13 protein-coding genes are annotated in these 15,998 nt (G+C 46.9%); 9 read left to right on the top strand and 4 right to left on the bottom strand.

Annotated features, from left to right (window positions below; all coding sequences use genetic code 11):
• Positions 1–274: 274 nt before the first annotated feature.
• The 4 genes from plsY to QUB70_RS27265 all read right to left on the bottom strand — a co-directional run bounded on the left by plsY (position 275) and on the right by QUB70_RS27265 (position 3,824).
• The gene (gene plsY, locus QUB70_RS27280) at positions 275–958 is read right to left on the bottom strand and encodes a glycerol-3-phosphate 1-O-acyltransferase PlsY (RefSeq protein WP_332984657.1); all 684 of its coding nucleotides are present in this window, start codon (positions 956–958) and stop codon (positions 275–277) included.
• A 246-nt stretch (positions 959–1,204) separates the two neighbouring features.
• The gene (locus tag QUB70_RS27275) at positions 1,205–2,524 is read right to left on the bottom strand and encodes a DUF3086 domain-containing protein (RefSeq protein ID WP_332984655.1); all 1,320 of its coding nucleotides are present in this window, start codon (positions 2,522–2,524) and stop codon (positions 1,205–1,207) included.
• 58 nt (positions 2,525–2,582) lie between these two features.
• Positions 2,583–2,975, bottom strand: a complete 393-nt coding sequence (locus QUB70_RS27270; RefSeq protein ID WP_332984654.1) for a DUF3119 family protein — start codon at positions 2,973–2,975, stop codon at positions 2,583–2,585.
• 54 nt (positions 2,976–3,029) lie between these two features.
• Positions 3,030–3,824 (bottom strand): MlaE family lipid ABC transporter permease subunit, encoded by a 795-nt coding sequence (locus QUB70_RS27265; protein WP_332984653.1) that lies wholly within the window; start codon positions 3,822–3,824, stop codon positions 3,030–3,032.
• Positions 3,825–4,412: 588 nt separating this feature from the next.
• On the opposite strand from QUB70_RS27265, the gene QUB70_RS27260 reads away from it, so the two are divergent.
• The 9 genes from QUB70_RS27260 to QUB70_RS27220 all read left to right on the top strand — a co-directional run bounded on the left by QUB70_RS27260 (position 4,413) and on the right by QUB70_RS27220 (position 15,822).
• Positions 4,413–4,700, top strand: coding sequence for a hypothetical protein (locus tag QUB70_RS27260; protein WP_332984651.1), 288 nt, complete (start codon positions 4,413–4,415; stop codon positions 4,698–4,700).
• 253 nt (positions 4,701–4,953) lie between these two features.
• Positions 4,954–5,394 (top strand): Hsp20/alpha crystallin family protein, encoded by a 441-nt coding sequence (locus tag QUB70_RS27255; RefSeq protein WP_332984658.1) that lies wholly within the window; start codon positions 4,954–4,956, stop codon positions 5,392–5,394.
• 290 nt (positions 5,395–5,684) lie between these two features.
• Complete coding sequence (locus tag QUB70_RS27250; protein ID WP_332984650.1) at positions 5,685–6,047, top strand: hypothetical protein; 363 nt, start codon at positions 5,685–5,687, stop codon at positions 6,045–6,047.
• Positions 6,040–6,435, top strand: coding sequence for a hypothetical protein (locus QUB70_RS27245; RefSeq protein ID WP_332984649.1), 396 nt, complete (start codon positions 6,040–6,042; stop codon positions 6,433–6,435). Before QUB70_RS27250 ends, QUB70_RS27245 begins: the two co-directional genes overlap by 8 nt.
• A gap of 253 nt (positions 6,436–6,688) precedes the next feature.
• Positions 6,689–7,090, top strand: a complete 402-nt coding sequence (locus tag QUB70_RS27240; RefSeq protein ID WP_332984647.1) for a fasciclin domain-containing protein — start codon at positions 6,689–6,691, stop codon at positions 7,088–7,090.
• 311 nt (positions 7,091–7,401) lie between these two features.
• Positions 7,402–12,510, top strand: coding sequence for a PAS domain S-box protein (locus QUB70_RS27235; RefSeq protein WP_332984646.1), 5,109 nt, complete (start codon positions 7,402–7,404; stop codon positions 12,508–12,510).
• Between the two features lie 438 nt (positions 12,511–12,948).
• Positions 12,949–13,176 (top strand): hypothetical protein, encoded by a 228-nt coding sequence (locus QUB70_RS27230; protein ID WP_265239708.1) that lies wholly within the window; start codon positions 12,949–12,951, stop codon positions 13,174–13,176.
• Between the two features lie 216 nt (positions 13,177–13,392).
• A complete protein-coding gene (locus QUB70_RS27225; protein ID WP_332984644.1) occupies positions 13,393–14,478 on the top strand; it encodes an amino acid ABC transporter substrate-binding protein in 1,086 nt (361 codons plus the stop codon).
• Positions 14,479–14,661: 183 nt separating this feature from the next.
• A complete protein-coding gene (locus tag QUB70_RS27220; RefSeq protein WP_332984643.1) occupies positions 14,662–15,822 on the top strand; it encodes an amino acid ABC transporter permease in 1,161 nt (386 codons plus the stop codon).
• Positions 15,823–15,998: the final 176 nt, after the last annotated feature.

The following is a 15,998-nucleotide window of genomic DNA, read 5'->3' as shown; positions in this document are numbered from 1 at the left end:
ACTAAAAAAGTTGGATGGCTGGAATTTCTCAAAAATACCAGTAAGATGAATCACATCTGCGGAATGTGGGATCTAAGGGATGCGGGGAAAATTTTAGGAATTTTATTAAGCGCTATACCTCCTGCCCCGACTTCACCGAAGTTGTAGGGGATCTAACAGGGCGATCGCATTTTACATTCAGCGAGCTACGAGCGAAAAGTAAGAGTTGAGTTTCATTGAGGAATATCGCCAATGCCTGAAAGAATGGTAATTGGCAACCCGCAGTAAAACAATACTAATTATCGCTAGCTGCTGTTTCCAATTTCTCCCCAATTCTCGGTTCCGTCCCATTTAACAGTCGCTGAATATTGCTGCGGTGCCGCACAATTACAAATACGCCGCCCGCAATGCCAAACAATACATAAGCCAGCGGCTGATTTAAAGCAAACATCAATCCAGCCACGCTAATTGCCCCGATAATCGAGCTTAAAGAAACAATTCGCGACACTGCAAAAACTATCCCGAAAATTCCGAAAGTTCCCAAACCGACGGGCCAGTACAAACCGAGCAAAACTCCCAAACTCGTAGCCACAGATTTACCGCCCGTAAACCCCAGCCAAATCGATTTGCTGTGGCCCAAAATAGCAGAGAAACCAGCCAAAGTTGCCATCCAAGGAATGACTGTTGCAGTATTTTCTAAATTTGCGGCGGTTGCTAGCTGCTGGGTAAAAGTGAGAGAATAAATGTAGCGGATCAGGACGATCGCGCTTACCCCCTTCAACACGTCAACCAGCAACACCCCCAACCCCGGCCACTTCCCCAAAGTCCTCAGTACGTTAGTCGCGCCAGTCGAACCCGAACCAACCTCTCGAATATCAATTCCCAGCATCCATTTCCCCAAGGCGTACCCAGTCGGAATCGAACCCAGTAGATAAGAGGCTATTAGCAATGCGCCATTTAAAATTATCCAGCTAGCCATATTTTGATTTGAGATTTGTTGTACTTTGAAAGTTTGTCACTGTTTTATGCCTGGACGCAGAAACACTATGTGTAGGGTGCGCAATGCGCACCTTACTGCTGCCAATTACCAATTATCAATTATACCAAATCCGGTTAATTTACTCCTGAATTTCTTGAGTCCGCGCAGGCGGACTTTGTTTGTATAGTCGCGAATTATATTCGCCGGGAATTGCCGGAATAGATGGTATTAAATCCGGATTTGAGTTCAAAAATCCTTAGCAGTCGTCAAAGTTTGCGGATCGGAAGCAAAGGCCAACCACAGGGGAAATTGCAGCATCGACAAACTAATTAAATCCTCAGTTTCATCAATCACAATCAACGGCAACTTTCCATCTTTCACCAGTCGATCGGCTTTTTGAGCCAAAGCCTCCGCAGACTCAAACATAATAATCCCCCGTTCCGGGCCAAAATCGCTGCGAGTAATGCCCAAACAGTCCTGCAAACCCCGGCGCCACTCTCCCAAACGTTCGGGACTGTTCGCGAGCACCAAAGTCCGCACCCGTCCGCCGTAGACGCTTCTGAGCACAGAAATAATTGTCGAAGTAATCAAGATATTTTGCAAGCGCGAACCCATAGTCCGCAAAGCACCTCTTCCTCCTTGAGTGAAAAACCAGTTAGAAACTCGTTCTGCGTGGATGGGTTCAAAAGTGCGGCGGAGTTGCCAAGGCGGGCCGTAGTAGTCGGGGAGAGTGCGATATTGGTCGAGGGTGCGGCGAATTTGTTTGGCTTGTTCTTGAAATCCCTGTTCGGCAAATCTGGGATTTACCGGTGCTGAGGATTGAGACTCTTCAGCAGGAATTTGCTTGGGCGTTTCTTGCACGGGCGGTGTCAAATCTAAGAGTTCGGCGGTGGCGGCCAAATCCTGTAAACTGCCGACTAGATAGTCTTTGAAACCCTGGACTCGGATTGCTAAATCTTGGGAAACGCCCGCAAAAGTTGTCCGCATTTCCTTTTGAATTCGATCGCGCCGGCGTTCGAGTTTTTCTACTTCGATTTGTAACGTTTGTTTGCGATGATCTAATTGAATCAAGCCGTCTTGTACCAAACGCCCGATCGATGCTTGAGCCTCGCCCAACGTTTCTATGGCCTTGGCTTTGTCGGCTTCCAAGGAGGCAATTCTTTCAGTCAAATCTTGTTCTTGCTGCTGCAATTCTTTGACCCGCTCTGCCAACTGTTCGGTAACATTTTCAGGGATGTCTGTTACCGTTTCTGCGGTTGCTATTAGCTGGGAGTCGGTTGGAGGATCGATTTGAGCGATCGGACTTTCTGAGGCGCGATCGTCGGTATTGGGCGGGATTTGGGCGGAGGCGCTTGCTTCGTCCACGAATTGGGCGATTTCGGCATCTTCCTCGCCCCAGGGGTCGATTTCGAGCGGGAATTGGGCGGCGTCGGCCTGAAGCTCGATCGACAAATCTCCTGTCTGAGATGGCAGTTGGTAGTCCGTCTCGTTCGCGGGTAAATTTGGTTCGCCGTCAGGGTCTGGTTGTGCTTGCGGTTCTTGCGTGGGAGATTCGTCTGAATTCATGGGAAATTTGGTTCGGCGTGGGCACGGAAAAGTTAAAAATTTAAAACTAACAACTTTTTCAGTCTTGACGGGGACAGCGCTGTTCTAAACAGGTCTGTAGCATTTTACGATCGAACAGAACCGGCAGAAAGTGAATGCTGTTAATTTCTTTGAAATAGAACAAAATCGGCACAGCGGGCCAAAATATCCGCCAATTTTGCCATTCTCGGAAAGGAAAGCGGCGGATTAAGTTGGACGATCGATAAATGTCCAAATCGGTTAGGGTGAATTGCAGCCGGATGGTGGCGGCTTGGTACATCAGAAACAAGCCGAACAGCGAAAGCGGCAAACTCGCCCACTTCTGCACGAACAGCAGCGGTATCGCCGCCAGTACCAGGACTAAGGGAATCGCATAACTCGGAGCGAGTTCGATCGTATTTGTCGGCGCAGTCGAAGAGGCAGTTGTAGTCACGGGCTTAAGTTAAACGAATGTTGCCAATTGTTTATATTTTATCCGTTTCCTAGCTTACAGGCCTTTGAGTACGCTACTGCCCGTGCCCTGAAACATTAGCCAAGTCATCAAAAAGTTCAAGATAAAAATAGCAAGCATTGCCGTCACCACCGCCGTGGTAGTCGATTGGCCGACGCCTTTTGCCCCGCCAGTGGTGGTCAAACCCCAGCTAGTGCCGATTACAGCAATCAAACCGCCGAACACAAAAGCCTTAATTGCTGCGCTGCAAATATCCCACAGAGTCAGGAAATTGCGGACTGATTCTAAAAACACGCTGTGAGAGACGCCGTACATCGTCGTAGCAATCAGCAGCCCGCCGGCCATACCGGTGACGAGGGACAAGATGGTTAAAATTGGCAGCATCAAGCAGCAAGCAAGGACGCGGGGAATTACTAAATAGTCGATCGGGTCTGTTCTGAGCATCAGCAGGGCATCTATCTGTTCTGTTACCTGCATCGTGCCGATTTCCGCTGCAAAAGCCGAACCTACCCGTCCCGTCACGATCACGGCTGTTAAGACGGGGCCGAGTTCGCGAGTCAAAGACAAAGCCAAAACGCCGCCGACGACATTGCCGGCACCGAGGTTAATAAACTCCCTCGCTACCTGAATCGTAAACACCATGCCGACAAAAGCCGCAGTCAGCAAAGCAATCAGCAGAGATTCCGGGCCGACTGCTGCCATTTGGTCGAGGGTGTTGCGGCGGTGAATTTTGCCCTTCAGCAAGTGCAGCATGACTTGGCCGCCCAATAAAATTGCTGCCAGCAACCGCTGACTCCACAAACTGAGGTTCGATGGTGTGGTAGTGCTCAAGGGATTTCGACTGTAGAACAACTGCAAAAATGAAATCTATCTACAAATCTTAAACAAGTTTCTTCTATAAGATTTAAGATTTTTGACATAATTCGCCACTGAGGGCGATCGCTGCCTATCGTAGAAAAGGACAAGTTTTGTTTGCTTGCACCTTTCGGCAGTTTAGCTGAATTTACCAACTCTTGTCAGGAACCTCGGCCTTAAGGCACGAGGCTTGTGGGAGAAATCCGGTAAGCCATTTTGACCAGACTAAGGCTTAACTGCCTACGTTTTGAGAGTCACGACACCCCGTGGATGCGTAGCTAGTCAAGAGCTCTGTCCGAAGCAATTAAACAGTTCTAAGGTCACGCTTTACAGTGTTGCAGGTCTAACAAGTTCTCAAAACATTGACCGACAAGCTAACATTACCCCGCAAGGGAGGCTCTTTGGAGCAGAATACTATGCGTACAGGATTGGAAGATTTGAAACGGTAACTGTCCCGTTGAAAGTGCAACACAAAAGTACACCGACTCAACCAATTCGCCCGGCGGTAGTAAATAAAAAATGTAAAGCCGTCCTCAAAGGACGGGGTTTCTACCCAGAATTTTGATGAGCATTTTTCCTAATTTTCTTCGCTCTCTACTGCTGACGGGCCTGTTGAGCTTTGTCGCCCCCTTATTGTTAATCGGCGCGGGATTGACTAGCTTTTCGCTGCTCGGCCTGGTGCCTGCTCTCCAAGGAGTTGGTCGTTCTGGGGAAGACCTGATTTTGCAGTTCTTAGCTACTTTCGGCAGCGGCTGTCCCCTCCAGGGTTTTTTGGTGATCGGCCTAGCTTTTGGTTTGGTGGGTGCTTTGTTTGATACCTACGCTTCTTATCAGCATTCGCGGTGGAGTTAAGCGAACTTCGATTTTAGATTTTAGATGGGAATTGCGCGATCGAATCTAAAATCTAAAATTGCTCGGTTCGGGTTGGAGCGCATACCCGCACCTTTTGATGATTTTACAATACCGAACGCGAATGTTCGGAAATGCGATCGGCCCGATTGCGGAAAACCGAATCCCCCAGTTTCTGGATCGGGAATATATTAAATACAGGTTGAGTCAAGTGTTTCTCAACCTCAAGAAAATTAAGACATTCGAGGTATCAGTTATGGCACTTATTCGTTGGGAACCTTTGCGGGAAATGGACTCCTTGCAGCGAGAAATGAATCGGTTGTTTGATAGCTTGACGCCAGCAACCGATCGCGCATCTAACGGTGTTGCTTTTGTACCGCCCGCCGAACTCGATGAAACTCCTGAAGCCATCCACCTTAAATTAGAAATTCCGGGCATCGAAGCTAAGGATTTGGACGTACAAGTAACCGCAGAAGCTGTTGCAATCAGCGGCGAACGCCGTCTGGAAACTAAGAGTGAAGATAAAGGCATGACTCGCTCTGAGTTCCGCTACGGTTCGTTCCGCCGGGTGATTCCCCTACCTGCGCGGGTTCAAAATGACAGCGTACAAGCTGAGTACAGAAATGGGGTTTTACACCTGAATTTGCCCAAAGCGGAAGCGGAAAAGAACCGCGTGGTTAAAGTTCAACTCGGCTAAGAAATAATTGTTGGCTAATTGCTGATAAATAGGGCGTGCGGTGCAGGCCCTATTTGTTTTGGAAATTGGGAATTGGGAATTGGAAATTGGGAATTGAAAATTGAGCCTAAAAGCATTGGGCATTGCGAGTTTGAGGAATGATTCTCCTTTCTTCCTGACATCCGTTACATCCTTTACATAATCCGTTGCCGAACTTCGTTCTTCCATCCATCTGTTACATCCTCAGAAAGCGAATCCGTTGCCGAACTTCCTTCTTCCGATTCTCCAACCGTGCTAAACTCGAAGATGCAATGGTTGGTGAGGAGACTTGCGTGCCGAGTCAGGGAGTGGGAGGAAATGGAGTTGCATCTGAGTTTGGAGACTTAACCGGGATGACTCGCCAAGAAGTCGATGATTTCTTGCGCGGACTGGGTGCTAAGGTAAAGATTACTACAGATGGCTATATTCAATATAAATTTATTGATAAGTCAACAGTAATGATACGTCCTAACGGTGAAGCGATTAGAACGCCAGCGCCGAAATACGGCTCAGATGGAAGAAATATCAACAAAGGTTTGCGTCTCGATCGATATGGTCGTTTATTGCGGACGCGAGATGAATTTGGCAATTTAATTCCTGATACTCACAATACCGGAGAAAAGTTAAATGAGTGATTGGAAAGACGACTATAACTTGCTTGGCTTGGGTGGTTTGACATCTTTAGTCACAAATATCAAAGTATCTTTTTGGGGAAACGAAGTATTAATCGAATGCGTCTACAATCCTGAAGAAAGATTGCCTTACGTGCTAGCATTTAAAGACTGTCGCGATATCAGGTGGACTGTACACGATGAAGAGGAAGTAGGCGAACTTGAAGCTGAATTTTTAGGAATTTCTTTGGGCGACTCGGCTCACCGCCAGCCTGCTGTGCTGACTACAGACATTTTTGAAATTTCAATTTTGTACGGCAGTTTTAGTATTCACAAGGAAGACAACCTAAATCCTAAAATGGCAGATTTAGAAACAGAGGTTTTGGTTTCACCAGCGCCAGCAGTCTTGTAGCAGTTTACAAGTTTAGGATCGCGAATTAAATAATTTACACATATTTGTGGGATGGGCGTCCCGCCCGTCCATAAAGAACGGGCGGGACGCCCATCCCACAAGAACAATAAAAATTGTAATTTATTTAATTCTCATTCCTTACTAATTTAGGAATTCCCAATTATCAGCATTTTCAAAAAATAGAGTATGTATTGTTGCCCGCGTCAGTTTACCATACTTAATAGAACTTTTTTCCCAGATGAGGTAAAACACAATGCCTGATATTGTTGATATTGCCGTAGGTGCGGGTTCGTTCCAAACCCTCGTAACAGCGGTGCAAGTAGCTAATTTGGTAGACGCGCTCAAAAGTCCGGGCCCTTTTACTGTCTTTGCACCCAATGACGATGCTTTTGCGAAATTGCCGCCGGGAACTATCACAACCCTAGTGCAGAACGTTCCCCAACTGAGTAGGATTTTGATGTTTCACGTTGTCTCTGGCAAGTTTATGAAAGCTGATTTGGCCAAACTCGGTTTTGTTACTTCCTTAGAAGGTTCGCCGATTAAAATTGATTGTTCTGACGGTTTTGAGGTAAAAAATGCTACAGTTGTCGCTGCGGATATCGAAGCTGATAACGGCGTGATCCATGTAATCGATAACGTGATTTTAATGGGGTAGTTTCACCGTCTATCGATCGACTCTACAGATGAATTTGAGGGTTTGAATTTTGGTCTAACATTATTTGAGTTCAACCTCGGAAGTCTGAAGCTTGCATCCATCTTTGGGTGTGAGGTGAGGTGTCGCAGCGGGAGCGAGATCGCGGCATTGAGCAGTGTCTCTTTGCTCCCGATCGCGCCCTTGTTTTTTAGCGGTTGAAAATAATATAAATATCAAAAAGTTGTCTTTTCGCTGGATGTATTTTAAGATGATTGTTTGAAAAGTTTAAAAATCAATAATTATAATATAAGCAAACCAGTTTGGTGAGAACTATGCAAATCCTAGCTGCCAGCCTCAAGGCAAAAGTCCGCCAGCGTACCTTGGAACTGCAAGTTCTCAACGAACTTACTGCAAAAGTTCAAGCCGCTTTTAGTGTTGAGGAAATTTGGTCTGCGTGTCTCGAATACCTCGATCGCCTGATTCCTGGCGCGGCGATCGCAATTTTGACGCCACCGGACGATCGACTGTACCTGCAACACTTACAGCCCTTAACTGCTACTGCTAGAGCCGAAATTGAAGGGCGCTTGCAAGCAGCTCGCGTTGAATGGCTCGCTGGAAATCGGGACTGGGCGCACAACATAGATCCGCCACCAATTGCTCATTTTCAGTCGGTCTTGATGGCACCGGCCAACCCGGATGAAAGTGAAGAATTGTTGGGAGTATTTTTCATTGGTGCAGAGCAGGCAACTGCTTTTAATTTTGAGTACCTTTGTTTGCTCCACACTGTCGCTCAACTTTGTGCCAAATCGTTAATTAATTTAGCAGCTAAAACGACCAATGTCAAGGGGAAAAATAAAAATATTTTGGCTCTCGATTCGGAAAGTCAAGAACTATTGTTGCGGGCTTTAATGGACGGTGCGCCGGACAGAGTTTTTGCTAAAGATAGAAAGTTTAGATACATTTTTGTAAATCAAAGTTTTGCTGAATACTTGGGAAAAAATGTTGAGGAAATTATCGGGAAAGATGATATAGAATTAGGGTTTTCAGCGGAATTAGTATTTGGCGATCGCAACGGCCCAATTAGGGGCATCCGCGAGGAAGATCGAGCTGTACTCGCCGGGGAGATTGTTCGCAATCCCTACCAGACGATCGCCTTTGAAGGCGGCAAACAGCACGTCTTTGACACGCAAAAACTGCCGCTGTGCGATGCCGAGGGCAATATATTTGCCGTTTTGGGTTTTTCTCGGGAGATTTCTCCATTGCAGGTTACAGATGAAGCCAGGAATCAAAGCCAAGCCAAACTGCAAAAAATTACCGCTAGCGTACCGGGTACGGTATATCAAATTGACTTGCATCCAGACGGCTCGATGGCCTTCTCGTTTGTGAGCGCCGGCTGCCGAGAATTGTATGAAATAGAACCAGATGCGGCTCAGGAGGATTTTAATGTAATTGTTGACATGATTCATCCCGAAGATCGAGATGATTTTCTCAACTCGGTGACGCTTTCTGCTGAAAATTTGCAGCCTTGGCGGTGGGAAGGAAGAATTGTCACTCCGTCGGGAAAACTTAAATGGGTACAAGGAGCTTCCCAGCCAGAATTTCAAGCATCGGGGGAGATAGTTTACTACGGCTTGTTCACGGATATTAGCGATCGCAAACAAGCTGAGTTAAAGCTGGAACTTTATCAACAAATCTTTTTGAAATCCAACGATGCGATCGCCATTTTAGACCCTCAAGGCTATTACTTAGAAACAAATCAAGCTCACACGGCTTTGCTGGGTTACAGTTTATCGAAATTGTGGGGAAAAACGCCTGCAACTCACATGGGAGAACAGGCATTTGCATCGGTGCTGCAAAGCTTGGCAGAAACTGGGAGTTACCGAGGCGAAATGACTTGTATTAAGGCTTTGCAAGAGGGAACAGTTGAGGTGGAAGTTTCGGCTTTTGCGGTTCTCAATGATGCTGGGGATGTAGTTTGTTACGTAAGCGTCAAAAGGGACATCACCGAACGCAAGCGAGCTGAGGAAAAATTAAAACTTTACCGAGAAATATTTTTAAACTCCAACGATGCGATCGTCATTATCGATGCTGACGGGTTTTTCCTCGAACAAAATCGCGCTCACCAATCGCTTCTAGAATACACAGACGCGGAATTACAAGCAGAAGCGTCGCCGCTGCTTGCGGGGGAGCGGTTTTTGACAATTTCTAAAAGTTTAGCGAAAACAGGAACTTTTCGGGGCGAAATTACTAATTCTACTAAAAAAGGTCGCACGCTGGCGATCGACGTTGCGGCATACTCTGTGATTAACAACGCCGACGATGTAATTTGTCACGTCTGCGTCAAGCGCGACATTACCGAACGGAAAAAAGGAGAAGAAGAACGGCAAAAATTTGTGTCGCTGATTGAAAACAGCAGCGATTTTATCGGTATGGCTACCCTGAAAGGCAAAACGCTGTTTGTGAACGAAGCCGGACGAAAACTGGTGGGTATAGAGACTCTTGCGGAAGAGCTTTATACGGAGATATGGGATTATCTCGGCGCAAATTTTAAACAGAAATTCAGTCAAGAGATTTTGCCAAAAATTATCAGTCAGGGCCAGTGGCAAGGAGAAGATCAAATGCAGCACTTGGGCAGCGGAAAACTTATTGATGTTGTGATGAATGCTTTTCTAGTCAAGCACCCTGAAACCATCGAACCGCTGTGCTTTGCTGCGGTAATTCGCGATGTCACCGAACGCAAGCAAGCTGAGAGAAGGCTGCGGGAACAAGCAGAACAAGAACGGCTGGTTTCGGCGATCGCCCAGCGAGTCCGGCAGTCTCTCAACCTCACTCAAACTCTGGGCACTGCCGTACAAGAAGTGCGACAGTTGCTGGCAACTGACCGCGCGGTAATTTATCGTTTTGATTCCGAGGAAACAGCGAGTGTTGTTGTGGAATCTGTAGGCGATGATTGGAGCCCGTTGCTGGGCATAAAAGTTCCAGAAATATCTTTTGGCGAAAGTTATCTATCGCTATACCGCGCCGGAAAAATACAAGCAAGGGCAGATATTTATACGGCAAATTTGAGCGACATCCACCGAGATTTCCTTGTTAGTTGGCAGGTAAGGGCTAATTTAGTTGTACCAATTTTTATCGGCGATGAAAGTCAGGAGTTGGCAACAGAATATTCGCCGGAAACTCCCAAAATTGAGTCGCGGGTGAGGAGTTGGGAAGCGAGTCAAAATCGATTGTGGGGATTGCTGGTTGCCCACCAGTGCAGCGGCCCGCGCGCTTGGACTGATTCCGAGGTGGATTTGCTCGGAAGGTTGAGCGTGCAGTTGGCGATCGCCATTCAGCAATCTACTTTGTTTGAACAAGCGCAGCAGGCCCGAGAAGCGGCCCTGGAAGCGTCTCGAATGAAGTCGCTATTTTTAGCAAATATGAGTCACGAAATCCGCACTCCGATGAATGGAGTGATGGGGATGACTGATTTGCTGCTGAAAACGAATCTTACTCCCGAACAGATCGACTTTGTGCAGACGCTGAAACTCAGCGGCCAAAATTTGCTGTCCATCATTAACGATATTCTCGATCTCTCCAAACTGGAAGCAGGAGAAATGCGCTTAGAAACGATCGAATTTGACCTCAGTATCTGTCTGGATGAAGTGCTGGATTTGTTGGCAACTCCCGCACAAGAAAAAGGTATAGAATTGGTGGCGCTGATTGACAGCCGCGTGCCGCTGCGAATAAGAGGTGATGCAGCGCGGTTGCGGCAAATACTCACTAATTTGATCAACAATGCTATTAAGTTTACGGCAGCAGGAGAAGTAGTAATTGATGTTTCTATCGGCAGGAGTCCGGGCTTGTTGGCAGCCAGCGACAACCCGAAAATTTTAGAGAATATCCAACCGTTAAAAAGCGGAAGCAATGGCTCGATGTTCCTGATTTTTAAAGTCACAGATACAGGAATCGGGATTGCTGCGGAAGACCAAAAAAAGCTGTTTCAATCTTTTACTCAAGTTGATGCTTCTACGACAAGAAAATACGGTGGGACAGGTTTGGGTTTGGCTATTTCTAAGCAGTTGGTGGAGTTGATCGGGGGTCAAATCGGTGTGGAAAGCACGCTGGGAACAGGCTCGACTTTTTGGTTTACTGTGCCGGCAGTTGAGGAAAATTTAACTGCTGTAGGGACAGCGTGCGAAGTGAATTTGGAAACGGTGCTGGCGGGGCGAAAAATGTTAGTTGCTAGCGATAAGCCGACTGTGCGAAAAGTGCTGCTGAGAATGGCTGTTTTTTGGGGAATGGAAGTTGAGGAGGTTGAAAACGGTTGGATGGCGATCGCATCTCTGTACAAAGCTGTCAGCGTTAATTGCCCTTACGATATCGTTTTGGTTGATATTCAGTTGCCGGAAATGGTGGCGGGAAGTCTGGAACGCTTGATGATTGCTGAGTCGGCAATGCAGCAAACGCATTGGGTGGTGTTGGCTTCAATTACTCAGCTATCGGAGGCGAAACGCTTGGTAGATATCGGTTTTAGCAGCTATTTAACTAAACCTGTGAAAGCTCACCGGCTGTTTGATTGCTTGGTAAATGCGATCGCCCCGAGTACGCTGATTGATGAGCCGCTGGCAAATCCAACGTCCAATCGAGCCTCAGCTATTGACAACCGGGAGTTAGCAAGTTTAAAGATTTTGTTAGTTGAAGATACTCCAATCAATCAAAAAGTTGGTCTGAATCAACTCAGAGTTTTGGGATGCGCGGCGGATGTCGCCAATAACGGCCGAGAGGCGCTATCGATGGTTGCTATCAAAAAGTATGACATTGTGTTGATGGACTGTCAGATGCCGGTTTTGGACGGTTACGAAGCGACGCTGGAATTGCGCCGCCTGGAAGCGGCAAATGCTGCTGCTGGTTCGATCGAGCCACACCAAAAGACGGTGGTGATTGCGATGACGGCGAGTGCTTTGAAGGGCGATCGCGAAAAGTGTCTGGCGGCGGGCATGGACGATTATATTAGCAAACCTATTTCGATCGAAAAGTTAAAATCGGTACTAGAAAATTGGTCGGCCCAGTTAAAAATTAAAAGTCCAAAGTTGAATGGCGAGGAACTCAAAAACTCTGTAGAGGGTATTCAATCTTTAGTCGATATGACACGTTTGCACGAAATTGCGGGCGCTGATTTAGAGTTTGAGCGGGAAATACTGCAAGCTTTTGTGGTTGATGCTGGCAGTTATTTAGAAGCGGCTAAGGTAGCGATCGCCTCGGGAGATGTGGAGACGCTGGCCCGCCGCGCTCATCAAATTAAAGGTGTCAGCGCTACGGCGGCGGTGCGGTTAATGCCCGATATGGCCGATCGGCTTCAAAGTCTGGCAGAATCAAATGATTGGGAGGGGGCTACGAAAATCATCGCTGAATTAGAAATAATTCTGGCGGGGGTTCAAAAGTTGGTGGCTGCTGAGTAATATATCTCTTGCAAAAATAGCTGGCACGGGCTCTGGGGCCCGTCCCACAAAAATCTTTTTTCTTGTGGGACGTTGCTCTGAGCAGCGTCCCACAATTTGATTAAAAGGACTTTTGCAAGATGTCTAATCAATTTTCTTTTGAAGGGGATCTCCAGGTGGCTCCCGAACAGATCCTGGCAGCCCCCGCGATCGATCGCTTGTAAAGATTTTTAATTTTTTATCAAGATATTTATCTCAATGTGACGGAATTGGGAACTCTTATAACATCTTGTGTGTTGTAGCTTTTGACACTGCTGTATTAAGTTATTGTGGTCAAATATAAAATAATCATTAAGCTGATGGCTAGACGGGTGCTTTTCATCGATCGGCTTGAGACACCAAGACCAGCTTTTCACTATGCCCGCCCATTAAGTGCGTATTTACGCTCAACGAGGTTTTATGACTCCAGTCATGTTACGCCAACTCTGGTCATTAATTGAAACTACCCAAGCCACTCTGTTAGTGAATTTGGACGATGCGACCCTGGTACAGTGGCTGCTGAAGCAGTTAAAGACGAACTCTGCGCTAAATGGCAAAGAAACAGATTTGTTGAACGAGTACATAGAGTCTCGGCTGTCCCTAATACGCGATTTAGCTGAGCAGCGCCTAGCACCAGAGCGGTTCTGAGCCGATTAAATCAAAATTGGATAAATATTGCAGGAAAGGGCGATCGCCCGCAGCGGGCAAAAGAAATAACAGGCTGGCAGCCAGTACACTTGTCAGGCGACAGAATTGGGATCGGAACGGCTAAGCCAGAAGCCGTCGGCTCTTGTACATCGCCGATCGCAACAGTTCTCGACAGCTACAAGGTAGGATTGTCAGGAAAGCGTTCTACTAAAATCTATGCGTAAATGGGGATTTCTGTTGCTGGCAAGTGTGTTGTTTGTGGCCCCGTTGGCGTCTTGTAGGGATCGATCGGCACAAGTCGGACAAAATACAGCCACAACTACTGCTGAAGGCAAATCGCAACAAGGTTCGAGCCGGATAGATACAATTGTCAGCCGCGGCAAACTGATTTGCGGTGTCAGCGGCGAAGTGCCGGGTTTTAGCTTTGTAGACGAAAAAGGCAAATACTCGGGACTGGATGTGGATGTGTGCAGGGCGGTGGCGGCGGCAATATTCGACGATCCCGAAAAAGTCGAGTACCGAAAGCTCAACGCCAAAGATAGATTTACAGTTTTGCAGGCCGGAGAAATCGATATTCTCAGCCGAAATACGACCTACACGGCGAGTCGCGACAGCACTACCGGACTGGAATTTGGCCCGGTGATCTTTTATGACTCTCAAAGCATCATGGTCAAAAAAGACAGCGGCATTACAAGTTTAAAAGATTTTGCGGGCAAATCTATCTGCGTGCAAACAGGTACGAGCACCGAACAAAATTTGTCCGATCAAATGCGAAAACTAGGAGTTAAATACACTCCTGTCGTGTTTGAAGATGTGAATACTACCTTTGCTACCTATCAAGAAGGTCGCTGTCAAGGTATTACTGCCGATCGATCGCAACTCGTGTCCAAGCGCACAACTCTGCCGAATTCCGAGAATAATGTTGTTTTGCCGATCGTGATGTCAAAAGAACCGTTAGCCCCAGCCGTGAAAAGCGGCGATCCTAAATGGTCGGACGCGGTGAGATGGATTATTTTCGCGGCGATTGAAGCTGAAGATTTGGGAATTAATTCGGGAAATATAGACCAAACTGTGGCAAGCACTACAGACCCGAACGTCAAACGTTTGCTAGGAAAGGAAGGAGATTTAGGTAAAGGTTTGGGACTCCCGAACGACTACGCCGTCCGCGTTGTTAAAAAAGTGGGGAATTACGGGGAAATGTACGATCGCAATCTCGGTCCCAAAAGTACACTTAAGTTAGACCGCGGTCAAAACAGACTCTGGAAAGATGGCGGTTTGCTTTACTCGCCGCCGTTCCGCTAATTTTTTTTAGTCAGCAGTCAGCAGTCAGCATTCAGTCAGCATTCAGCAGTCATTAGTCATTGGACTGTTAGCTGTTGACTGTTGACTAAAATCTGGTAACTGCCCACTGTTGACTGTTGACTAAAATCTACCAACTGCCAACTGCCAACTGCCAACTGCCAACTGCCAACTGACTAATAACCAATGATTAAACTGCTGCGGGACGATCGCTTCTGGAAAATTGCCGGACAGGCGATCGCCGTAATTTTAGTAATAACTGTCATCGCAATTCTCTGGGACAATCTCAGTGCCAATTACGCGCAACTGGGGATTGCATTTGGATTTGACTTTCTCAATTCCCAAGCATCCTTTGACATCGGCGAAAGCGTGATTCCCTACAGTCCCGAAAACAGTTACAGACAAGCTTATTTTGTAGGTTTAATCAACTCGCTGCGGGTGATGGGTCTAGGCCTTATTTTCGCAACAATTGCGGGTTTGACTGTAGGAATTGCGCGCCTTTCCGACAATTGGCTGCTGCGGAGTTTGGCGGGTTTGTACGTGGAAGTTTTGCGAAATACGCCGTTATTGCTGCAATTATTTTTTTGGTATTTTGCAGTTTTCATTTCCCTGCCAAAAGTGGAAGACAATCAGCAGATGAGAGGGCCTATTTACTTGACAAATCGCGGCATTGGTGTACCTTGGCCGGTGGCTTTGCCGGGTTTTGAGATTTGGTTGATTTTGCTAACTGTCGGAGTTTTGGCGGCGGCGGGGCTGTGGATGTGGCGGGCGCGGGTGATGTTGGAAGAAGCTAAGCCGGGAAGACAGTTGTTTTGGGCTTTAGGTGCGATCGGTCTGAGTGCAATCTTAGCTTGGATTATCACCCAAAATCTGCCTTTGCGCCTAGATTTCCCCCGCCTGACACCAGCATTGCAACTCGAAGGAGGATTAAAATTAACTCCAGAATTTGCAGCCTTGGTGACAGGACTCAGCTTGTATACTGGCAGTTACATTGCCGAAATTGTCCGGGCTGGAATTCAGTCAGTATCGAGAGGACAGTTGGAAGCGGCAAAATCTTTGGGATTGAAGTCCGGGATTGCGATGCGGCTGGTAATTTTGCCCCAAGCTTTGCGGGTAATTTTGCCGCCTTTAACCAGTCAATATCTCAATTTAGCTAAGAATTCGAGTTTAGCGGTTGCGGTTGCTTATCCCGACGTTTATTTTGTCGTGGGGTCTCCGACGTTGAATCAGACCGGTCGGGCGATCGAAGCAATGCTAATTATCATGGGAACATACCTAACAATTAGTTTGATAGTTTCTCTGTTTATGAATTGGTACAATAACAAGGTACAACTCAAGGAAAGATAAAAAGTTAATGTTTGAGATATTACAGCGGCCGTTAAAGGAAAGAGAAAAATGGCATACAGTCATGAACCCCATGCCTAAAGGCAGGGGCTTGTAGACTGCCCGACTAACGCAAGCGGGATACAAGCCACAACATGACCAGCCTAAGACTTTTGAGGTCTACGTTTTTAAGGTCACGA

Origin of the sequence: Microcoleus sp. A003_D6 (genome assembly GCF_036702825.1) — a bacterium.
Lineage (GTDB): Bacteria > Cyanobacteriota > Cyanobacteriia > Cyanobacteriales > Microcoleaceae > Microcoleus.
The sequence above is the reverse complement of the archived record's forward strand: the minus strand, read 5'-3'. Positions and strand labels throughout refer to the sequence as shown.